Origin of the sequence: Streptomyces vilmorinianum (assembly GCF_005517195.1) — a bacterium.
In the GTDB taxonomy this organism is placed as follows: Bacteria; Actinomycetota; Actinomycetes; order Streptomycetales; family Streptomycetaceae; genus Streptomyces; species Streptomyces vilmorinianum.
In genome coordinates this window covers 7461391-7483068 of the sequence record NZ_CP040244.1, presented here as the reverse complement: position 1 = coordinate 7483068, position 21678 = coordinate 7461391, and the positions used below count along the sequence as shown (strand labels likewise).

The 21678-nt window shown below is 71.9% G+C and carries 16 protein-coding genes, 1 tRNA gene, 1 other RNA gene and 1 pseudogene; 6 read left to right on the top strand and 13 right to left on the bottom strand.

What is annotated here, in order from left to right:
• Positions 1-46 precede the first annotated feature (46 nt).
• Complete coding sequence (locus FDM97_RS34795; RefSeq protein ID WP_137994430.1) at positions 47-1099, bottom strand: ArsR/SmtB family transcription factor; 1053 nt, start codon at positions 1097-1099, stop codon at positions 47-49.
• Between the two features lie 89 nt (positions 1100-1188).
• Between FDM97_RS34795 and FDM97_RS34790 the strand changes: the two genes are divergently transcribed.
• Together FDM97_RS34790 and FDM97_RS34785 are read left to right on the top strand one after the other, a co-directional pair.
• Entirely contained in the window at positions 1189-2526 is a 1338-nt protein-coding gene (locus FDM97_RS34790; protein ID WP_137994429.1) for an MFS transporter, read from the top strand.
• 122 nt (positions 2527-2648) lie between these two features.
• Positions 2649-3977 carry a DUF1254 domain-containing protein gene (locus FDM97_RS34785; protein WP_137995209.1) on the top strand — a complete coding sequence of 443 codons (1329 nt, stop codon included), beginning with the start codon at positions 2649-2651 and terminating at the stop codon, positions 3975-3977.
• A 9-nt stretch (positions 3978-3986) separates the two neighbouring features.
• Here the strand turns inward: FDM97_RS34785 and FDM97_RS34780 are convergent, their stop codons facing one another.
• The 5 genes from FDM97_RS34780 to FDM97_RS34760 form a co-directional block, all read right to left on the bottom strand.
• Complete coding sequence (locus tag FDM97_RS34780) at positions 3987-6248, bottom strand: ABC transporter permease family protein (RefSeq protein ID WP_137995208.1); 2262 nt, start codon at positions 6246-6248, stop codon at positions 3987-3989.
• 17 nt (positions 6249-6265) lie between these two features.
• Positions 6266-6925 carry an ABC transporter ATP-binding protein gene (locus FDM97_RS34775; RefSeq protein ID WP_137994428.1) on the bottom strand — a complete coding sequence of 220 codons (660 nt, stop codon included), beginning with the start codon at positions 6923-6925 and terminating at the stop codon, positions 6266-6268.
• A gap of 33 nt (positions 6926-6958) precedes the next feature.
• Entirely contained in the window at positions 6959-7354 is a 396-nt protein-coding gene (locus FDM97_RS34770; RefSeq protein ID WP_349775403.1) for a hypothetical protein, read from the bottom strand.
• 415 nt (positions 7355-7769) lie between these two features.
• Complete coding sequence (locus FDM97_RS37055; RefSeq protein ID WP_137994426.1) at positions 7770-8555, bottom strand: VOC family protein; 786 nt, start codon at positions 8553-8555, stop codon at positions 7770-7772.
• Between the two features lie 56 nt (positions 8556-8611).
• On the bottom strand, positions 8612-9670 hold the full coding sequence (locus FDM97_RS34760) for a GNAT family N-acetyltransferase (RefSeq protein ID WP_254705865.1): 1059 nt from the start codon (positions 9668-9670) through the stop codon (positions 8612-8614).
• Positions 9671-9825: 155 nt separating this feature from the next.
• Between FDM97_RS34760 and FDM97_RS34755 the strand changes: the two genes are divergently transcribed.
• Complete coding sequence (locus tag FDM97_RS34755) at positions 9826-12822, top strand: helix-turn-helix transcriptional regulator (protein WP_137994425.1); 2997 nt, start codon at positions 9826-9828, stop codon at positions 12820-12822.
• A 65-nt stretch (positions 12823-12887) separates the two neighbouring features.
• Here FDM97_RS34755 and FDM97_RS36755 read toward each other — a convergent pair.
• A pseudogene (locus FDM97_RS36755) lies at positions 12888-13109 on the bottom strand (hypothetical protein); the annotation flags it as partial.
• Positions 13110-13213: 104 nt separating this feature from the next.
• On the opposite strand from FDM97_RS36755, the gene FDM97_RS36945 reads away from it, so the two are divergent.
• Positions 13214-13345 carry a hypothetical protein gene (locus tag FDM97_RS36945; protein WP_284440310.1) on the top strand — a complete coding sequence of 44 codons (132 nt, stop codon included), beginning with the start codon at positions 13214-13216 and terminating at the stop codon, positions 13343-13345.
• A gap of 96 nt (positions 13346-13441) precedes the next feature.
• Here FDM97_RS36945 and FDM97_RS34745 read toward each other — a convergent pair whose 3' ends face one another.
• Entirely contained in the window at positions 13442-14641 is a 1200-nt protein-coding gene (locus tag FDM97_RS34745) for a serine/threonine-protein kinase (RefSeq protein WP_137994424.1), read from the bottom strand.
• Positions 14642-14806: 165 nt separating this feature from the next.
• Positions 14807-16843 carry an FG-GAP repeat domain-containing protein gene (locus tag FDM97_RS34740; RefSeq protein ID WP_254705864.1) on the bottom strand — a complete coding sequence of 679 codons (2037 nt, stop codon included), beginning with the start codon at positions 16841-16843 and terminating at the stop codon, positions 14807-14809.
• Here FDM97_RS34740 and FDM97_RS36750 point away from each other — a divergent pair.
• Positions 16836-17555, top strand: coding sequence for a hypothetical protein (locus tag FDM97_RS36750; protein ID WP_254705863.1), 720 nt, complete (start codon positions 16836-16838; stop codon positions 17553-17555). The genes FDM97_RS34740 and FDM97_RS36750 overlap by 8 nt on opposite strands.
• A 405-nt stretch (positions 17556-17960) precedes the next feature.
• Here the strand turns inward: FDM97_RS36750 and FDM97_RS34730 are convergent, their stop codons facing one another.
• From FDM97_RS34730 to FDM97_RS34715, 4 genes are all read right to left on the bottom strand, one after another.
• Positions 17961-18383: a PIN domain nuclease gene (locus FDM97_RS34730; RefSeq protein ID WP_137994422.1), complete on the bottom strand. Its 423-nt coding sequence runs from the start codon at positions 18381-18383 to the stop codon at positions 17961-17963.
• Positions 18380-18595, bottom strand: coding sequence for a type II toxin-antitoxin system VapB family antitoxin (locus tag FDM97_RS34725; protein WP_079428878.1), 216 nt, complete (start codon positions 18593-18595; stop codon positions 18380-18382). Before FDM97_RS34725 ends, FDM97_RS34730 begins: the two co-directional genes overlap by 4 nt.
• 65 nt (positions 18596-18660) lie before the next feature.
• A complete protein-coding gene (locus FDM97_RS34720) occupies positions 18661-21087 on the bottom strand; it encodes a helicase-associated domain-containing protein (RefSeq protein WP_137994421.1) in 2427 nt (808 codons plus the stop codon).
• 278 nt (positions 21088-21365) lie between these two features.
• A tRNA-Ser gene (locus FDM97_RS34715) sits at positions 21366-21450 on the bottom strand.
• A gap of 119 nt (positions 21451-21569) precedes the next feature.
• Between FDM97_RS34715 and ffs the strand changes: the two genes are divergently transcribed.
• Positions 21570-21668: signal recognition particle sRNA small type (gene ffs, locus FDM97_RS34710), an RNA gene on the top strand.
• The last annotated feature ends 10 nt before the right edge of the window (positions 21669-21678 follow it).

Here is a 21678-nt window from a genome sequence, read left to right as displayed (position 1 = left end):
CGGCGGCGGAGCCGGTGGAGCGCCGCGGTGCGCTCCGGTCAGGGCGTCACGCGAGCTCTCCGGAGGGGGCGAGCAGGGCGTCCGCGACCGACGTACGGGCGTAGAGGACCGAGCGGCCGCTGCGGTGCGCGGTGACGAGGCCCGCGTTGCGCAGTGCGGTGAGGTGCTGGGAGACACCGGCCGCGGACATGCCGCAGTGGGCGGCGAGCTGGGTGGTCGAGGCCGGGGTGTCGAGCTCGGTGAGGAGCAGGGTGCGGGAGCGGCCGATGACGGCGGCGACGGCCTCGGTGCCGGTGCCGGTGCCCGTGCCGGTACTGGCACCGGTACCGGTACCGGTACCGGTACCGGTACCGGTCCTTGGCTCCCACAGATTGCCGCTTCCCCTTGCGGGATACGCGAGTTGGGGCGGGCCCGGGGGTACGGACCGGGTCAGGACGCGCGGCCAGGCGAACGCCGAGGGGATCAGCAGCAGGCCCGAGCCCGTCTGGTCGCGGGTCAGCGCGCAGTGGCGGCGTACGAGACGCAGGGTGCCGTCGTCCCACCGTACGGTCTCGTGCAGTTCGCCGAGCACGCGCGCGGAGCCGTGCTCGGCGACCTGGCGGGCCCGGTGGAAGACGTCCGCCTCGAGGAGCCGGCGGATGCGGGCCCAGTAGGGGGCGAGGGCGAGCTCCCAGTAGCACTCGATCTCGGCGACGACCTTCTCCAGGGCCGCCTCGGGGGCGTCGTGCAGCAGCCGCAGGCGGGCGGAGGGGGTGCGGCCCGCGGACCGCTTGGTGTCGAGTGTGGCCAGGTCCTCGCGTACCCGCTCGGGCGGGGTGCGGCGGATCGCGTCCAGTTCGGCGGCGAGCGTGGGGAAGGGGGTGACGGGGGTCGGGGTGAGGAAGTCGGCGAGGTAGCCGGTGCCGGGGATCAGCGCGGCGAGCCAGCCGGAGTCGAGTCCGGCGCGGGCGAGCCGGGGGCGCACCTGGGCCGCCCAACGGCGGTGCAGGGGCGGGTCGTCCGCGAGCAGCCGGAAGCTGGTGACGACCTCCCACATGGGGGAGACCCGGAACCGGGTCTGCGCCAGGTCAGCCGTGGAGAAGGTGAGTTCCGATTCCATGCGCCGCCGCCCCCGGGCCTGTACTGCGGATCGATTCGGTCTGAGCTTAATCAATGGATCGGCGGATCGCCGGGGTCCAGTCTCCTCGCATGCTCTCCTCCTTCCGCGGACTCCCGCCCACCGTCTGGACCGTCTTCGCCGGGACGATCGTCAACCGCCTCGGCTACCTGGTCACGCCCTTCCTCGTGTTCTTCCTCGCCGCACGGGGTGTCACGGGCACCGAGACCTCGTACGTCCTCGGTGCGCTGGGCGCCGGCAATCTGCTCGGCCCGGCACTCGGCGGCGTCCTCGCCGACCGCATCGGCCGCCGCCCGACGATGCTGATCGGGCTCCTCGGCGCGTCCGCCGCGCAGGGCGCGCTCTTCGTGGCGCCGGGCGTGTGGACGATGGCGGTCGCGGCGCTGCTGGTCAGCGCCTCGGGAGCGCTGGTCGGGCCCGCCGCGTACGCGCTGATGGCGGATGCCGTCGACGCGGAGCGCAGGCGGCGGGCGTACGCCCTGTTCGGCTGGGGCGTGAACATCGGTACGGCGGTGGCGGGCGTGCTCGGCGGCTTCCTGGCCGCGCACGGGTACGGGCTGCTGTTCGCCATCGACGCCGGCACGATGCTGATCTACGCGGTCGTCGTCGCGACACGGCTGAGCGAGCCGGCGCGGCCGGGGAAGGCGGCCGGGGCGGAGGCTGGGGAGACTCGGGAGCCCGGGAAGGCGGCCGGGGACGTGACCGAGGACGCGGCCGGGGGAGTGACCGAGGACGCGGCCGGGGACGTGACCGAGGACGTGACCGGGGACGTGACCGGGGACGTGACCGAGGACGCGGCCGCGCGGGACGGGATCGGATACGGCGTCGTGTTCCGGGACCGCCTCGCGCTCGCGCTGTTCCCGCTCTTCGGCGTCCAGCTCTTCGTCTACTCGCTCACCGAGGTCGCCCTCCCCCTCGCCATCCACGACAGCGGCCTCTCCCCGGCGGTGTACGGGGCGATGGCGGCGGTCAACGCGATCCTGGTGGTCGTGCTGCAGCCCTTCGCGACGGCCAGGCTCGCGGGCGTGCCACGGATGCGGGTCCAGGTCGCGGGCAGCGTCCTGATCGCCGCGGGCGTGGCGCTGACCGGGCTCGCGAGCGGTGTTTTCGGCTTCACGGTCTCGGTGGCCGTCTGGTCCCTGGGCGAGGTGGTGGTCGCGGGCATCGCCGCCGCGATCGTCGCCGACCTCGCCCCCGCCCATGCCCGCGGCCGCTACCAGGGCGCCTTCAGCTGGACGTGGGGTGTGGCCCGCTTCGGCGCCCTCACCCTGGGCGTCACGGTCTACACCGGTCTCGGCCCGGCCTTCCTGTGGTGGGCGGCCCTGGTCGCCGGCACCCTCGCCGCGGTGGGGACCGCGGCCCTCGCGGGCCGCGTCACGCGCCGCACGGAGCACGCGCTGGTGGCCTGAGACGGGTTTCGCCGGATCCGCCAGGATGCAGAGCGGCCGGTGAAATGCGAGGTTTGTTGCGGTCTGACTCTTCTCCCGAGAGGCGGGATCGCGTGCAGCTCACACTGGACGAGGCCCAGGCGATGGCCGCCGACGCGTACGTCTACGGCTACCCGCTCGTCTTCGACGTGTCGACGGTCGCCGCCTTCCTGCGGAAGGGCTTCGGGCCACTGCCGCAGGCGCCCTTCAACACCTTCTCCCACGCGACCCGACTCGCCGCACCCGACGCCCACTTCGTGTCGGTGAACAACGACACTGTCTACTCGATCGCCCAGCTGGACCTCTCCGGCGGCCCGCTCCTCCTGCACGTCCCGGACACGGCGGGCGCGTACCACGTCCTGCAGTTCGTGGACGTGTGGACCGACAACTTCGCGTACGTCGGCAAGCGCGCCACCGGCACCGGGGCGGGCGACTGGCTGATCGCCCCACCGGGCTGGGCCGGCACCGAGCCCGAGGGGGTGAGCGGGGTCATCGACGCGCCCACCTCCGTCGTCACGATCGTCGGCCGCAACGCCTGCGACGGCCCCGAGGACCTGCCCGGGGTCCGGGCCCTGCAGGAGCAGCTGACCCTGACCCCGCTCGACGGGGCCGCGCACCTCCACGGGCTGCCGTCCCCCGACCCGGACGTACCGGAGCCGCTGCGCTTCTTCGAGCAACTGCGGGTCTGGATGGCCGACTTCCCGTCCTCCGCCCCGGACCAGGCGTACGAGGCCCGCTTCCAGCCGCTGGGCCTCCTGGAGGAGGGCCCCTCCCCGTACCGGGACGCGGACCCCGCTCTCGTACGGGCGCTGACCGAAGGCCTCGCGGCGGGCAAGGAGCGTGTCGAGGCGGCGACCAGGCCGCCGTCCGCCGGGGAGGGCCCGGCGGGCAGCTGGACCACCGACCCGCATCTCTTCGACTACAACCTCGACCACTTCGGCGTCGGCACCCTCAGCTCACCGCAGTGGCGGATGGCCGACCGCGAGGCCTCCTACCTGGCCAGGGCCGCGGCGGCGAGGGCCGGGCTCTGGGGCAACCACGGCTACGAGTCGGTGTACGCGGCCACGTACACCGACTCCGACGGCCGGCAGCTGAACGGCGCCCACGCCTACGTCCTGCGCTTCGACCAGCCGCCGCCCGTCGAGGCGTTCTGGTCGGTGACCATGTACGACACCCCGGACTACTACCTGGTCGACAACCCCATCGACCGGTACTCGGTGGGCGACCGCACCCCCGGCCTGGTGTACGCCGAAGACGGCTCCCTGACCCTCGTCCTCCAGCACCGCCGCCCCGAGGCCCCGGCTGAGGCGGCCAACTGGCTCCCGACGCCGGAGGGCGACTTCCGCCCGATCGTGCGCCTGTACATGCCGAAGACCGCTGTCCTCGACGGCAGTTACCGCCTGCCGCCGATCGAGCGGCGCCGGACCGGGTGACGCGAGGGGTCAGTCGCGCCGGATGTGCTCGGGATCGACATGGCGCCGTACGAGCGGCAGCGACGCGGCCGCGGCGGCGAGGAGCACCCCGAGGCAGCAGACGAGCAGCAGCGGCAGCCCACTCCAGTCCCAGTGCACGGCCCCGCCCCCGGTGATCAGATAACTCGACTCGGCAAGCCACCCGGTGACGACGGCCGCCCCGAGCCCGACACCGAGCGGCAACACCACCTGCGCACACTGCACCACCCGCAACGTCGCAGCCCGCGCCCCGAGCAACGCGAGAGCGGCGACCTGCCCGCGCCGCTCCATGGCTCGGTCGGCGACGGAGACGACGAACGCGGCGACGCTGATGACGAGGCCGAGGACCATGCCGGCGCCGAGGAGACTGCGGATGACGGTGAGCTGGGCGAGGGACTCGACGACGATGCCGACGGGGTCGATCTCGGCGGTGGGGGCGATGGCGCCGACGCCATTGAGAACTGTGCGGACGGTCTGCGGATCGGCGTCGCTGAGGAGATTGAGCTCCGAGCCCGACGACAGTTCGTCGGTGCGAGCCAACGAGGGCGGGATGAGTACATCCGAACCGGAGAACGCGGAAGGTTGATACGCGCGGACGGTCATCTGTTCGCGTGGCACGGTGAGCGTGAGCTTCCGGTTCTTCAGGACGAACGGGAAGCTGCGACCGGGCACTGCATCGGCGTTCATGGAGCTGTTCAGGTCGTACAGACGGAGCACCTTCCCGTCGACACAGCCGTGCGACCACTCGACGAAGGCTGCGAGTTGGGCGCAGGTGGCGATGATGCCATGGAGAGTGGGCCTGATAGGGGTGTCGTCCATGGGGGTCCAGGAGGAGAGCGTGGTGGCGTACGCCTTCGCGCCGTCCACTCGCTTCAGCCTGTCGCTCTGCTGGGGAGTGAGCTCGCTCAGAGGCACCGCGTACTCCTGGACGGGCGCCGTACGGCGGCTGACCTGGTCCAGCTCGACGAGAACACCCTGGGTCAGCGAGGTGGCGAAGACCAGCAGCACGAGCCCGGTGACCACGCGCAGCGAGGCACCTGGCTCCACTTCGGCACGACGCATCGCAAGTGCCAGAGGAAGCGAGCGCGCGGTGCCGGCGAGCCGCCGGGCGAGCCACGTGGTGATTGGTGGCAGCCCGAAGACCAGTCCGGCTCCGGTCAGCAGGACAGCGGCGGGAACGATGAGAGTGTTGGCGGAGCCGCCGGATGGATCTTTCCCCAGCACGCTGAGCGTGCAGTAGCCGCCGATGACGCCGAGCCCGGGGACCAGGAGCAGCATCCCGTGCATCCTGGGCGGCTGCCGCTCGGCGGTGCGACGGACATTGAGCGGAGTGAGAGCGGCCGCACGGGCACTGTGCCGTCCGACGAACCAGGCGAGGGCCGGGCAGAGGATCAGACAGACTGCGAGCGTGGTGGCCTCGGGGCGTCCGTCGGCCGGGTACCAATGGAGACCGGGAAGGCCGACCCTCGCCACGATCTCGTTGACGATGAGGTATCCGCCGACGCCGAGCAGCGCGCCGAGGAAGGCCGCGGCCACGGTCTCGCCGGCGTTGACCCGCAGCGTGTCCTTGACGCTCAGCCCGACGAGCCGCAGCGCGGCGAGCCTGCGGGCGCGGGACTCGGCGGACAGCCGGGCACACACAGACAGGAACACGGAGAGGGGCAGCAGCACCACGCAGGCGAGGGTGAACCGCAGGATGTCGAGGGTGGACTCTTCGACGACGGTGTAAGGGGGGTACGGCCCACCGAAATGGTGCAGAAGCAGCGGATCGCTGATCTGGTCATGCCTGGTGCCGATGTATGCGAACAGTTCGTCCGGGCCGGTCAGACCTTCCGGCCCGATGGTCTCGGTCACGCGCCCTGGCAGCAGTCCGGCCACCCCGGGGCTCTCGGCAAGAATCCGTCGCAGGCGAGGCGAGACAAGAACCTCGCCGGGGGCGGGCAACCGCTCGACACCCGGCGGAACCGGGGTGGGTCCGTGGGTCGCACGGGCGATGAACACGCGGCGCAGAGGTTCGGATCCGTACGCATCGTCATGAACGCGGTTCAAGAAGACGGTGTCGTCCTCCGTCAAGTCGCGCTTGACCTCGACGACCTGATCGGGATTACGGGCAGCCGACCGGGCGTCCTGGGCGGCGAGGATCGTAGGGATGCTGAGGACGGCGGCTAGGCAGGCAACCCCGAGTGCGCAGCCGAAGGTCATCAGGAGGAAGCGGGCCCGCCCCCTGCGTCCGCCACGCCACAGCAGCTGCATACCGAGCAGGAGAGGGCTCACTTCAGGATCCCGTCGGCCATCGTGTATCGGCTGTCGGCGTGTTCGGCCACCGTCGCGTCGTGCGTGACGATGACTACGGCGGTGCCCTGATCCCGTGCGAGCCGCAGGAACTCCTCCAGTACCGCGGCGGCGTTGACGCTGTCGAGAGCGCCGGTCGGCTCGTCGGCGAACACCACGTCCGGTCGGTGAACGAGCGCCCGGGCGACTGCGACGCGCTGGCTCTGGCCGCCGGACAGCTGCGAGGTCCTGCGCTGCAACAGCTCGGTCATTCCCAGCCGTCCCAGCACCTCACCGGCCGCGGCGTGGGCAGGCGCCTTGCGCTGGCCGGCGAGGCGCAGGGGGAGTGCGGCGTTCTCCTCGACCGTCAGCTCGGGCAGCAACTCCCCGTACTGGAAGACGAATCCGAACCGCTCACGTCGCAGCGTGCCCAGCTCGTCGTCGGTGAGCGTCGAGAACGCGACTCCGTCGAAGGAGACGGCGCCGTGCGCCGGTGCCAGCACCCCGGCTAGGCAGTACAGCAGCGACGACTTCCCGGAGCCACTGCTTCCCATGACAGCGGCCACTTCTCCGCGCCGCAAGGTGAAGTCGGCACCGCTGACGGCCTGGTGCGTTCCGTAGAAGAGATCCACGCCCTCGGCGCGGAGAACGGCGTTCATGGTGGTGTGACTCCCTGACGCGCTGACTGTCGTTTAATTGCGGCGGTACGACTTGGGGAACGTGCAGTTGTCCGGTCGCAGGGAGCCCCGATCGCGGCACACGCGGATATCCGCGTCCTTCGTGTACTGGGCAGCGCCGTCATAGACGACCTTGTCCAGAGCGATGGTCTTCTTCTGAACGCCCTTGAACCGGTTCCAGCTGTAGCCCTCCACCTTGACCTCTACGTAGACGTTGTGGCCGTCTTCGGGAGCGAGGTCCTTGAGCCGCCCCCTGAAGTTGAACCCGCCGTGGTTCTGGCCCTTGGGCCACCACCTGTACTCCGGGTCCTGGAGCTCTGCGCCAAGGGTCTGCATCTGTCCGAGGCTCTTCCACGCGTCTGCCACCGCAACCCCCGCCCCACCCAGGAACAACCCCGTAGCCACCGCCACCGTTGCCAACTTCCGCACACTTCCTCCAACTTGAGAGCACCCACGCGGGTGTTGCGGAAAGTGTTCCAGCGATTACGGAGAGCATCATCCGGCGTAACGTCTCTGCCGTCACGGACCGCCCGAACCGGTGAAATCACCACACGAGTCGGGACCATCGCCCCGGCTGGGAAAAGCCGAAGACCCCGGCCGGTTTCCCGGTCGGGGCCTTCCGTGCGTCCCTGAGATACCCGGTGCGGTCAGGCGACGAGCTCCGCCTTCGCCTCCGCACCCTCGGCACCCCGGCCTTCGTGTCCCGCATGACCACCATCGTCGGCACCGCCCCCGCCGACACCCCGATCGCGCTGATCGGGAACCTCGCCGGCATCGAGGTGGTGAACGCCTCCCGGGCGGCGTTCGCCGCGGAAGCCGCGATCCGTCACTCCGCCCAGGGCAGGACCCGCGTGCCTTCGGTGCCCGGGACCGAGGCGACGCCGTCGGCGCGCATGGTGACGTGTGCCTCGGCGGTCTCCGGGGCGTGGATCTGGCGGAGCAGGTCCGCCGGCAGGATCGCGGTTCCGCCGGCCGTGACCTTCTCGGTGTGGCCGGCGCAGGTGAACTCCAGTGCGCCGGCGGTGACCGTCCAGACCTGCTCGCGGCTGATGGCGTGTTCGGGGCCGGTGGCGCCGGCCTCCATCGCGACCGTCCAGGTGCTGAGTTCGCTGCTGCCCCGGCTGGGCGCGGCGAGGCCGGTCATCGTGGCGTTGGGGGTGGCGGTGACGGTCTCGGGCGACGGGGTGATCACGCGCAGCGCGGGCTCCCCGCCCTCCCCGCCCTCCGCGTCGGCGGGGGTGGCCCATTCGACGAGCTGGAAGACGACTCCGTTGGGGTCGGTGACCTGGAAGAGGCGCTCGCCCCACGGCTCCTCGCGCAGGGCCATGGTGATGGGGGCGCCCGCGTCCCGCAGGCGGGCCTCCTCCGCCTCGATGTCGGTGACCGTCAGGGCCAGGATGAGGCCGGACGCCTCCTGGTCGCGCTGCTCGGCCGGGAGGACCTCGGTGCCCCGGCGGAGCAGAACGATGTCGGCGGCCGCGTCGGCGCGGGCCAGGGAGGCGAAGCCGTCGCCGGACATGGTCACGGCGTAGCCGAGGTGGGTGGTGAGGAAGTCGCGGGTGGCGTCAACGTCGGCGACGGTGAGGGAGAGGGTGGATGCTGAGACGTTCAAGGAGACTCCTCGGCGAGGTGTACGGGCGAAGGTGCGTATGAGCGGCCGTACGCGGATCAGGCGTCGGCCAGGTCGAGTTGGTACCGGTGCGTGCGCCGGCAGGAGCGGAAACCGAGCTGCCGGTTGACCGCGATCATGTGGACGTTGTCCTCGGCGTTGTCGGTTTCGATCTCGCTGACGCCGGGGTGCTCCGCGCGCAGCCGGCGCAGCATCGCGGCCTTGACCCACAGTCCCAGTCCGTGGCCGCGGTGCGCGGGTACGACCGCGGTGTCGTACTGCTGGACCCGCGTCTGGACTCCCGTCTGGCCCCGCGTCTGGCCCCGCGTCGATGCGCCCTGGGGCAGCACGATCTCGGTGTAGCCCGCCATGGTGCCGTCCTCGTGCACCGCGGCGACGGTCAGCAGCGTGTCCCCGCGGGCGGCCACGACCTCGGCCATGGCGCGGACGCGATCCGCGTCCCACTCCACGCGGCCGTAGTCCAGTTCCCCGACGGGCATGTCGTCCATCGCGCTCTTGGCGGCGGCGAAGGCGTCGGCGAGGTCGTCGGGAACCGTTCCGGTCCAGCCCGTCAGCCGGTAGCCGGGGTGCTCGGCCTCGGCGACCTCCCGCAGCCGGGTGGCCTCCTTCTCGTCCTGCTCGTCGAGGCGCAGGATCAGGTAGTTCATGGTCAGGGCGCGGTGGAAGCCCCACCGGTCGCAGAAGGCCTCGCCCGGGCCGTCGGCCGCGATCTCGGCGACCAGGCTGCGGCGGTTCTCCGTACGGCAGGCGGCCACGACCGCCGACAGCAGGCGTGAGCCGGTTCCCCGGCGGCGATGCGCGGGGTCGACGTGGAGCTCGAGCTCGGCCACGTGATCCCTGCCGGGCGCGGTGAACAGGCGCAGGGCCGCGACTCCGACCGCGTCGCCGTCCGGCCCGTGGGCCAGCCAGGTCAGGCGCTGGCTGTCCAGGCCGGGCTGGGTGAGTTGGGCGTGGATCTGTCCGGGGCCGGGCGGTGGCGTGCCCGGCAGGTCGTGGGTGACGGAGGCGGCGACGATCTGGTGCCAGGCGGCGGCGTCGGTGACGGAGACGCGGTGGAGCGGAGTGACGTGGACGTGGACGTGGACGTGCTCGGGCAAGGCGGCGACTCCCATGGTCAAGGCAGGAAGGGCTCGGCGGGGGCCGGGCGGCGATCGAACTGCCCTGAACCTAGGGGGGTCTGCTGCACCGGCACATCGGTAAGGGTGACTTAATGCGGTGATCGAAACGCTCGCCCACTAGGTACGTTTGTTCCATGCTGTACGGACGGGGACGTGAGCAGGATCAGATAGCCCACATGCTTTCGCGGGCCCGAGAGGGGGCGAGCAGCGCGCTGGTGATCCACGGCGAGGCGGGCATCGGCAAGACGGCGCTGCTGGAGTACGCCGTCGAGGCCGCGGGCGCCGGGCGGGTGCTGCGGACCGTGGGCATCGAGTCGGAGATGGAGCTGGCCTTCGGTGGCCTGCACCAGCTGCTGCGGCCCGTCACCGACCGCCTCGACCGGCTGCCCGCGCCCCAGGCCGCCGCGCTGAAGGCGGTGTTCGGGCTGACCGGCGAGGCGGTGAGCGACCGGTTCACCGTCGGAACGGCGGTGCTCACGGTGCTGTCGGAGGTCGCGGGCGACGGACCACCGCTTCTCTGTCTGGTCGACGACGTCCAGTGGCTGGACCAGGCCTCCCTGGACGCTCTGGCGTTCGCCGCCCGCCGGCTGCACGCCGAGGGCGTGGTGATGCTGTTCGCGCGCCGCGACGGTGCCCGGGGAGCGGGAGCGCAGATCGCCGGCCTGCCGCGGCTACCGCTCACCTCCCTCGACGCCGCGGCCGTCGACGCGCTGCTCACGGACCGCGTCGCCGACCTCTCCTCGTACTCCAGGGACCGGATCATCGAGCAGGCGCAGGGCAATCCGCTGGCCCTGCTGGAGCTGCCCGCGGCGCTGAGCGCGGACCAGCGCGCCGGCCAGTTGAACCCGGTCACGCTCCCCGCCGCGCTGTCCTCGCCCTCCAGCCGGATCCAGGAGGCCTTTCAGGAGCAGATCGGCCGTCTGCCGGACGCCACGCGCGCGATGCTGCTGGTGGCCGCCGCCGACGACACGGGAGACCTCGGTCTGGTCCTGCGGGCGGCGGCCCGCTGCGGGGCTGTGCTCGAGGACCTGGAGCCGGCCGAACGCGCGACCCTCGTCCGGCTCACCGAGAACACCCTGTCCTTCCGCCACCCGCTGATCAGGTCCGCCACCTACCAGGACGCCTCCCTGGCGCGGCGCTTCGCCGCCCACCGCGCGCTCGCCGACGCGCTGGACGCCGACGGGAACGGCGACCACCACACTGCCGACCACCACACCGACGCGACCGCCGACCAGGGCGCCGACCACCACACCGACGCGACCGCCGACCAGGACGCCGACCACCACACCGACCGGCAGGCCGACGCGACCGCCGACCAGCACGCCGACCAGCACGCCGACCGGCGGGCGTGGCACCTGGCCGCCGCCACGACCGGCATCGACGAACACGTCGCCGACGAGATGGCCGGTGTCGCCCGGCGGGCCGGCGGCCGGCAGGGTACGGCCTCGGCCTCGGCCGCCTACGAACGCGCCGCCCAGCTCACCGCGGACCCGGCCCGGCGCGCCCGGTTCCTCGCGGCCGCGGCGATCACCTCCGCGGAGGCCGGGCAGTTCCAACGCGCCGCGGCCCTCGCTGACCGGATCAACGCCCTTGCCCTGGACCCGGTGACGCTCGCCGGTTTCGCCCGGGTCCGGGCGATCGTCGAGCTGGACCGCGGTTCACCGCGCCAGGCCACCCGCATCCTGCTCGAGTGCGCGGACCGGATCGACGACCCCGCCGATCTCGTACCGGTACTGGCCGAGGCCGTCCACACGGTGCGCGCCTCGGGCGACCGGGAGCTCATGGCCGAGGTCGCCGCCCGCCTCCCCGCCTCGTCGTCCGACACGTCCGCTTACGCGACGATGAGAGCCCTGACCGGCTCCCTGGCGGACGCCGGTACGGATCGCCCGGCCCGGCCGCGGCCGCGACGGGAGCCGCAGCCGCAGCCGCATCCGCAACCGCCCATCGAGGAAGCAGGATTCGCGGCAGGCGTCCTGGCCGCCACCCACCACCAGCTCCTCGCCGACCACGGCGCCGTCCTCGAGACCGCCATCGCGGGCGTACGGGACTGCCGGGCCCAGGACGCCGTCGGCTGGCTGCCCGGCATTCTGCACCTCCTCGCCCAGGCCCAGCTTGCCCTCGGGCGGTACGAGGACGCCGGCGCCGCCGCCACGGAGGGGCTGACGATCGCCGAGCAGTTCGGCCGCGACCACCGGGCGACCTACCTGCGGGCCACCCTGGCCACGCTGGCCGCCGTCCAGGGGGACCAGGAACGGTGCCGCGACCTGGGCGAGGCCGCCCTGCACCACGCCCACGCTCACGGCATCGAGCTGGCCGCCGCCCACGCGCAGTGGGCCCTCGGCCTGCTCGACCTCGGCCTCGGGCAGGCGGAGAGCGCGCTGGAACACCTGGAGGCGGCGAACGCCCGGCTGAGCCACCCGGCGCTGTCGGTCTTCGTCCTGCCCGATCTCGTGGAGGCGGCGGTACGCGCCGGACGCCGGGACCTGGCGGAGGAGCCGGTGGCCCGGCTCGACGAATGGGCGCGGGCGGCGCGCGGCCCCGCGGCCGCCGCCCTGGCCCGGCGCTGCCGGGCGCTGACGGGTGCGGCCGAGGGGGCCCATGGGACCCAGGGGGCTCAAGAGGGTCAGGGGACCACGGAGGCGGAAGGGACCGGGGAGGTCGAAGGGCACTTCACCGCGGCCCTGAGCCTCCACGACGAGGGCTCCACCCAGCCGTTCGAACGGGCCCGTACCGAGCTGCTGTACGGCGAGTGGCTGCGCCGCGCCCGCCGCCGGACCGACGCCCGCCGCCATCTCCGTAACGCACTGGAGGCGTTCGAGGAGCTCGGCGCCGAGCCGTGGGCGCACCGGGCCCGTACCGAACTGAAGGCCACGGGCGAGACGGTCGACCAGGACGGGGACGCGAGCGGGCTGCTCGCCCGGCTCAGCCCGCAGGAGCGGGAGGTCGTACGGCTGGCGGCCACCGGTGTCACCAACCGTGAGATCGCCGCCCGGCTCTTCCTGAGCCCCCGCACGGTCGGCCACCACCTCTACCGCGCCTTCCCCAAGCTCGGCGTCAGCTCCCGCGCGGACCTCCCCGGACTCCTCGCCCCGGACTCCTCGCCCCGGACCACTGACGCCCCGGACCATTGACCGGCCTCCTCGCCCAACGCGAACGACCGCCGGGCGAGGAGGCTGATCCGGTGCGTCACAGGCGCTGGCTGCAGCTGTTCGATGGCGGTCGGGCGGCCCTGTGCCGAGATGCCGGTCAGCGGCAGGACGTTCACGCCCTGCCGGGAACGCGCCATGCCGTTGGCGGTGCGAGGCAGGCCGTCGCCGGACGTGTCGGAGGACATCAGCGGGTAGCGCGCGCCGCGGTAGCCCAGCACCATGCGGATGCAGCCGGAGCAGTCCAGGGGCCGGGCGCGCATGGCTTCCGGCCTGCGCCGACGGCGCCGCGTCGGCCGGCACCCGAAGAGGCCGGCGTGCCGGCCGATCTCATGGAGGACCGCGGCCTTCGCGTCTGCAGGGGATGCTCCGACCAATGCCCCTGGAAGGAACCACGAACGTGCAGGGGAAGGCGGCGAAGCGCCACGACGCGACCTGCAAGGCCTCCGCACAGGCCCTGACGATCCTGTCCAGGCTCCTGTCCAACTGGTCCGACGCCGGGCACTAGCCCCGGCAGGGGGTGCCACCGAGAGGGAGCTCCACCGAGAGGGAGCTCCACCGAGAGGGGGTGCCACCGAGAGGTCGGCGGGGCTGGGGCCTCACCTCACCGTCCGGACTCCCCGCGGATGACGGCGAGCACCCCGTCCAGCTCGTCCGGCCTGACGAGTACGTCCCGTGACCTGGATCCCTCGCCGGGCCCGACGATGCTCCGAGCCTCCATCAGCTCCATCAGCCGGCCGGCCTTCGCGAAGCCGACGCGCAGCTTGCGCTGGACCATCGAGGTGGAGCCGAACTGGGTCGAGACGACCAGCTCGGCGGCCCGGCAGAGCAGATCGAGGTCGTCGACGTCGTCCTCGTCCGCGTCCTCGTCCGCGCCCTCGTCCGCGTCCTCGTCCGCGTCCTCGTCCGCGCCCTCGTCCGCGTCCTTGTCCCCGTCGGGCGCGGCGAACAGCCCTGGGTGGGAGGTGCCCATGCCGCGCAGGCGATCTCGTACCTCCACCGCGCTCTGCGGCCGATGCGAAGGGTGCTTCTCCAGAAGCGCGAGAATCAGTTCGTCCCACCCGCCCGGGAGATCCGGCCGACGTCGACTCGGGGGGACAGGAACCTCGGTGACGTGCTTGACGAGCAGCGCGACCCCGCTGCCGGCTGCGAACGGGGGCTGACCGGTGACGAGCGCGTACAACACACAGCCGAGGGAGTAGAGGTCGCTCCGGTGGTCGGCCGGAACAGCCTGGGCCTGTTCCGGTGACATGTAGGCGGGCGTTCCCAGCACTGTTCCCGCCGCCGTCAGGGTCGTGTGGGGAGACGCGTTGTCCAGGAACGCGGCGATGCCGAAGTCCAAGATCTTCGCGACACCGCGCGACGTGACCATGATGTTGGCCGGCTTGATGTCGCGATGCAGCACCCCCGCCGCGTGCGCCGTCGCAAGCCCGTCGCACACCTGGCTGCCCCATGAGGCCACATCATGGGGGGACGGTGGCCCCTGCTGGATGATGTGGTCGAGGGGCTGCCCGCCGAGCAGTTCCATGACGATGAAGAGCAGAGAACGCCCGTCCACCTCGGCCGCGCCGATGTCGTGCAGCGTCACGACATGCTCGCTGTCGAGGCGCGCGACAACGCGGGCCTCGCGCTCGAACCGCGCCATGGCGCCGGGGTCCGGGCCGCCGTACTCGCCGGCCGTCAGCGTCTTGACCGCGACCTCCCGGCCCAATCGCTCGTCGTACGCGCGCCACACCTGGCCCATGCCGCCTGTGCCGACGAGATCGATCAGCCGATAGCGGTCACCAACCCGTGTCCCCTGCACTGACCCTCCCCGACGTCGGCAGCCACGGCGATCCTATGGCCCCTGCCGCACAACCGAGGGGACAAGCAGAAGGCCCCGGCCGGTTTCCCGGTCGGGGCCTTCACGGTCCCGACAGGTCACTGGCGGAGAGTCAGAGGCCTGTCCGGGGCCGCCGCTCAGCCTTGTTCAGGCGATGTGGTTGAACGTGGAGCCCTCGCCCGCGTACAGCGACGTCGACTGACGGCTGAAAGGGGCGGTGGTGGAGCCCGTCGAGCGGTAGACGTACGTGCCGCCCGCCCCGTACGCGATCAGGTCCGGGCGCCCGTCGTTGTCGAGGTCACCGGCGCCGACGAGCTGCGAGAAGACACCCCAGCCGGCGCCGATCCGCACGCGGGTGGAGAAGGTGCCGCCGCCGTTGCCCTGGTACAGCCAGAGGACGCCGTCCTTGTCGCGGGCGACCAGGTCCCCGGCGGCGGTACCGGCGATGTTCCCGGCGGCGGTGATCTGGTTGTAGATGCCCCAGCCCCAACCGGTCTTCACGCGCGGCGCGAAGGGGGCGGTGGCGGAGCCCGTGCCCTTGTAGAACCACAGCACGCCTGCGGTGTCCGTGGCGAGGAGGTCGGCGCGGCCGTCGCCGTCGAGGTCCGAGCCGCCGGTGAGCTTGTCGTAGATGCCCCAGCCGCCGCCGACGCGGGCGCGGGGCGCGAAGGTGCCGTCGCCCTTGCCGAGGTAGTGCCAGAGGTAGCCGGAGCCGTCGAGGCCGACGAGGTCGCCGACCTCGTCGCCCGCGATGTTGCCGACGGCCTCGATCTGCTTGTACGTCTGCCAGCCCGCGCCGATCCGGGTGCGCTGGGCGGGCTTGACCTGGCCGTTCACCGGCCGGTCCAGCAGGTCGTCGCGCCACAGCACGCCGGAGGCGTCCCGGGCGAGGACGTCGGTGGAGCCGGTGTCGGTGTAGTCGTGCGGGTTGCTCGTGCGGACGACCGTCATGAGCCAGCCCTGGTAGGCGGGCTCGCCGATGCCGTCGAGCGGCGTCGCCTCGGCCTCCACCGCGTACCTGCCGTTCGTCGCGTCGACCCCGCCGCTGACGCCGTCCCAGGTGTAGCTGAAGAGGGTGCCGGGGGCCGGGGCGTTCACGCGCGTGCGGAACTCCTTGCCCGTGTCGGTGTGCGTGAGCGTGAGGTCCAGGTAGGCCTCGGGGCGCGACAGCGTCCACCCCAGCGTCACCTTGCCGCCGGTCTTGTCGAGTTCCGCCACGTCGGGGACGTGGACCTGCTCGATCTCCAGGCCGACCGCCATCTGGCCCGTTTCCGCCACCTTGGTGACCGTCGGGGTGCCGTCCTCCGCCGCCGCCGCGATCCGGAACAGCCCGTCGCCGTCGGCGGCCCGGCTGCCGTTCACCACCGCGCTGCCGTCGTTCGCGGCCGCCGAGCCGGACGCCTGGTCGGCGAGGTCACGGGTCTCGCCGCTGGTCAGGGAGATGGCCCGGACGGGCGTCGAGGGGTTGCCGTACACCAGCCAGCCGCCCACGATCTCGGTGTACCACTCGCTGTCCCGGGTGCCCAGGACGGTCTGCTTCGCCTCGCGCGTCGTGCGGTCGACGGACGTGACGAACAGTCCGGTGCCGGACTTCCACTCGAGCCAGGCCACGTGCGAACCGGAGGACATCAGGTTGCTGAAGCCGTACCCGGACTCGGCGGAGGCGTACGTCTCGGACACGGTCCCGTTGGCCACGTCGATCACGGCCCGGCCGCCGGTCCGCGCGGCCGCCGGGCCCGTCTCGTAGCCGACGAAGGCGACGCCGCCCTGAACCGGCGTGCTGGTGAAGAAGTCGGTGGCGTCCGCGGGCAGCCCCGACACCTTGCGGCTGGTCGTCGTGGCGCCGTCCTTGCTCACGACGTGCAGTTCCGCCGTACCGTCGTCCTTCGTCACCTGCGCGAGCACGCTGGTCGGGCTCACCACGGCCACGTAGTTCGCGCCGAGCGCGCCGAGGTCGATGTCCACGCCCGGGGCGGACGGGTCGGCCATGTTCCGCAGGGTGAGGGAGCGCATCTCGGAGATGAAGTTGGCGTCGCCGAGGACGACCACGTCGGTGCCCGCCATGGTGAAACCACCGTCCTCGGGCGGGTGGAGCCGGGTGGGGGCGCCACCGTCGTACGGCGTCCAGAGCAGGTTCCTGGTCGCGTTCTCGAAGGAGTGGGTGAGGAAACCCGTGGTGCCCACGCCCGCGAGATTCGAGCCTTCGGGGAAGCCGGGAAGGGCCGCGGCCTGCTCGGCCGAGGCCGAACCCGAGGCCAAACCCGAGGCCGAACCCGAGGCCGAACCCGAGACGGAGACCGAACCGGCCGCGAAGGCGGCCGGGGCGGTGGCCAGCGTGCCGGCACCCAGGGCCGTGACGGCGAGCCCAGGGCCGAGATCCGCACACGACGAGGTGTCCGCGGGTGCTCTGGCCGCCATCCGCAGCGGCGCCACCTACAGCATGGCGGATACGACGCATCCCGTAGGGCAGCATGCCGGGGTCTTTGCACGCCGACTTCAGCGCATGCGGCTGCACGGAGTGGAGCCTCTTGGGCTGGAACGAATGGTGCGGCTCCTCCGCGAGCATGGCCGGCCGGTGCGCGGAGGGCTGATCCATTCTGCTGATCGGAAATGGACCTTCCTGCTCTACCTCACCGAAGACGGCAGCGCACTGGTGGCCTGCGCCCGCCTGCAGCGGCGGGTCGAGCGATCACCACTTGAGGAAAGCGGGAGGGCGTACCCCCGCGGGCACGGCTACCGACTGAGAGCCTCAGCGAGGTCCAGGAACAGCGATACGCCGAAGGCGGCGGCGGCTACGATCCCGACCACCAACAGGGTCACGATCAACGCGATTGCCATCGTGATCCGCGTGCGTCTCACCGCCGACCTGTATGCGCTGTCGTCGTCCCAGTCCTGATCATGCATGGCGGCCCCCTTGGCAGGCACCGTACAAGAGGTACGTGGTTCGCCTCGCCTGCCGGCGGCCCCCTGACGGGGGCCCTGCTGAAGAAGACCGCCGATCAGGCCGGCGAGGCTCTCTGGGGCCTGCCCGAGGGCAGGTGAGACGGAAACTGAGACGGACAACGAAGAAGGGCCCCGCTGCAAGCAGCGGGGCCCTTCGACATCGTGCCCGGTGAGGCACTGGCGGAGGATACGAGATTCGAACTCGTGAGGGGTTGCCCCCAACACGCTTTCCAAATGTTCGTACGGGGGTCCGGCTGGGGTCGTACTTGTCCTGACCTCGGGTGGAGTGACTGGGGCGCTACCTGGCGGACGGCCCCGGACGGGGGCGAATGCAACCAGAACTGCAACCACCGTTCGACTACTTACGCCCCTCGGGGCCGTACCACTGGAGGGGTTGGCCGGTTACTGCGGCGATGCACTCGAAGTCGTGGTCGCAGTGCAGGAGTGTCAGTCCCTGCAACTCGGCGGTCGCGGCGACGACGAGATCCACCGCACCGGCGCTGCGGTGCTTGCCCTGTTTGGTGAGGGCTTCCTGGACCTGCCAGGCGCGGTCGTAGGCGCGGTCGTCGACCGGGACCCAGCCGAAGATCAGCCGTATGTCCTCGATGCCGCGTGCCCGGTCGGCGGCCGATCGGGCGCTGTAGAAGAACTCCAGCTCCGTGATGGGGCACGTGGCGATGAGGCCGGCTGCTGCTGCCTGGTCCCAGCCGTACTGCTCCGCGTCGCCCCGCATGAATCGGGCGAGGGCGCTGGTGTCGATCAGGTAGAGCGCGGCATTCACCGTCGGTAGTTCCGCTTGTCCTCGAAGAGCGTCAGATCGAACGCGCCTTCGTCGGCCGCGGCGCGCAGGCGGGTCAGGGCCAGCGCCCGCCGCCTGTTCTCCAGTACCTCGCGCAAGGCTGTGTTGACCGTCTCCTTCTTGGTACTGGTGCCCAGGGCTTTGGCTACGTCTGCCACCAGCTCGTCATCGAGGTCGATCACTGTCCGGCTCATGTGCACCTCCCGTATATCAACTGTGGAAACAAGTATATCTCTCATGGTTCATCGATGTCATGGATTCACGTCGGCATGACGCCGTGGATGCGGGAGAGGGTGAAGACGCGTTCGTCTTCTCGCAGGTGGCACCAGGCTTCGAGGTAGGGCGGGTCGAGTTCGAGGCGGCTGAGGGTGCGCACCGTGCGGTTGCCGGAGGCGGCGACGTACTCCACGGCGATGGCATGAGCTGCGTCGATGGCGTGGGCGAGCTGGCGGACGTCGGTGTACGGCAGGCGCTTCGCCCACCCTGCGACGATCTCCTCGGTGTCTGTGGCGAAGGGCACTCCGCCCTCGAACGGTGCTGGTTCGGGAGCCGTTGCCGGGGCGGCCAGCAGCCGGGTCGCCAACGCGCTCGGGTCGAAGGCGGCGGATCCCTTTGCCATGCTCGGGGCAGCGGTCCGGCCGCCGCCCCTCGCCCTGGAGCCGCGCGGAGCCGGAACGCAAGCGGCGGCCCGCCGAGGCCGGGTCTTCTCGATGCGTACCGTTCCCTCGTCGGTCTCGGCGACGGGGGCGTATCCCTCGGCCCGAAGAGCGGCGAGGGTCGCGTCGAGCGGGCTGCGGCTGATCAGCACCGTCGGTGCCAACTGGCGCAGCCCAAGCTTGGCGAGCTTGCGGTGGGCGGCGAGTTCGGCCAGGAGCGCGGGCTCGTCGCCGTGGAGGACGCAGGCGGCGGGGGCGATGCGCACGCGCCCGTGGCTTCGTGCGGTGTCGGTGATCAGGTACGACAGCGGCTGTGGCAGCGGCTCGGCGGCGACGGCGGCCAGGTCGGCCGTGATGTCCTCGGGGGTACGGCCGGCGTCCAGGGCCCGGCGGACGCTGCCGGGGCTGAACCGCCACACCGATGCCGTGCCGTTGGTCTCCCGGTCGGCGACGGAGTCCAGGAGCGAGGCCAGCCGCGCGGACGGGGTGCCGGTGACGACGGCGGTGAGGTCGGCGCCGATCCGGGCCGTCGCGGCGGCCGAGGGCAGCAGCCGACGGCATTCGATGCCCAGCCTCTCCGCGTCGCCGGTCCACAGGTGGATGCCGAAGGCGGACAGAGCACCGCGTGCGAGTACGCCGAGGAGTTCGGCCTCCTGGATCACGGTGGCGAACGGCGTTCCGTCCGGCGACGAGTCGGCGAGGGGGCGGTGCCAGGCGACCAGCGGCCCCAGATCCGACGCGACCCGCACGCCCTGCCCTGTCGGGAGCCGCGCGGCTGAGGCCAGCAGACCGTGGCGGGCCTGCACGCAGCCGTTGCAGGGCGGTGCGCCGCCGAGTGCCGGGAGAGCCTTGTTGTCCTCGTCGCGGGCCTGGGTGGGGGTGAGCGGCAGGTTCCACCATGCCTGGAGCAGTACGGCGAACTGCTCCGGGGGTTCCTGTGCCGCCCAGGCGTCGTATGCCTCGGTGGGGGCCACTCGATCGCAGTCCCGGGCCAGCAGCCCGGCGGCGTACGCGGTCTCCAGGGTGAGGCGTACGACGGTGTCGTCGGCCTGGGCGGCCTTGCCGATCCGTGCCAGTTCACGCGCACCGATCCCGCCGGACTTCAGCCGGGCCGGCGCGGTTGCCGAGCAGGCCGACAGGACCGAGGCAGCGCCGGCGGCGAACGCCGAGGCGACGGCCGACGCCTCGCGGTCGACCTCCCTCGGTGTGACGGGCGCCAACCCCACGGAAGGCGGGACGGCTTGGAACGGGGCGTGCCAGCCGGGCCCGCGCAGCGCGAGTGCCACCTCGGCGGGCATACGGGCCGGGCCGTAGCGGTGGCGGTCCTGGACCAGGAGTCCCCGCTCCAGTGCCCATCGAGCGCCCGGTTCGAGATCGGGGCCCGGACTCCCGAACATGATGAACCGCGCGGGCCTCGCGGGCCCGGCCCCCGCTCGGCCTTCCAGCAGCTTCCGGGTCGCCGCAGGGGCAGTGGCGACCACGGAGAGGATCCGCTCCGGGTCGCCGTGGTGTTCCATGAGCGCGGCCAGCCGCTGCGCCTTGCTGCCCGGCGGTTTGACGCCCAGTGCCGCCAGCATGCCGCGTAGCTCGTCGGAGGTCGTGCCCGTGAGCAGTTCCTCCAGCGGGGCATCCAGGCCCAGTGGTGCGTCCCACGCCTGCCGGAGCGGTCCGGCCATGCGGAGCTTCCCTGCGCCGTCAGGCCAGACCAGAGCATGATCGGCGAGAGCCTCCAGTGCGGCGTCCAGCTCGCGGGCGGCTTCACCGTCCGCCGCTTCCAGCAGCTCCGCCAGGGCATCGCGCGACGCGGGCGCACCCAGCGCCGCCAGCGCTTCGGCGACCTGGAGATGAGGCAGGGCGAGCTGCGGCAGGGCAAGCGCCACCGATCCCGGGCGCTGAAGACGGTCGGCCAGTTCCCCCACCGATCGCGGCTCCGGAGGGGACGCGGCGTCCCTCCGCGTCTCGAGCACGCGTGCCAGGCGACAGCCGTCAAGGCCGTCCAGCCAAGTCGCCAGCGTCGATCGGGACTTCATGCCGGGACACCTCGCGGGATCAGGACCATGGCAGCGGGGAGACCCGCCGCGGGGTTTCAAGGATGTCGTACCCCTGTGATCCGCAGATGCCGTACGGGGCAGGACTCCCCCGTTGGTGGGCGCCGGCATCCGCGAGGCGGCGGGAGTGGGGCTACCCAGTTACCCGAGACACCCGAATTAGGTGCATGTGAACGCAACCGGAAATGCAACCGGAGCATGACGAGAAGCCGAGCCGCAGATTGCGGCTCGGCTTCTCGTTTCGCCTGTTCAGGCGGCTGCGGAGGATACGAGATTCGAACTCGTGAGGGGTTGCCCCCAACACGCTTTCCAAGCGTGCGCCCTAGGCCTCTAGGCGAATCCTCCGCCGCAAACAATACAAGACGTTGAGGAGTGCTCGCGAACCTGATCCCCGGGAGCGATCCCGGAGGTCGGTCCGAGGTCGATCGGGGGCACGTGGGGCCCCTGGGATCGGGTACCCTTGGCGGAGCCCCTCACGTGGCGCTATCTGACTGAACTCCCCCAGGGCCGGAAGGCAGCAAGGGTAGGTCGGCTCTGGCGGGTGCGTGGGGGGCGCTTGCGTTCCCGGGAGTG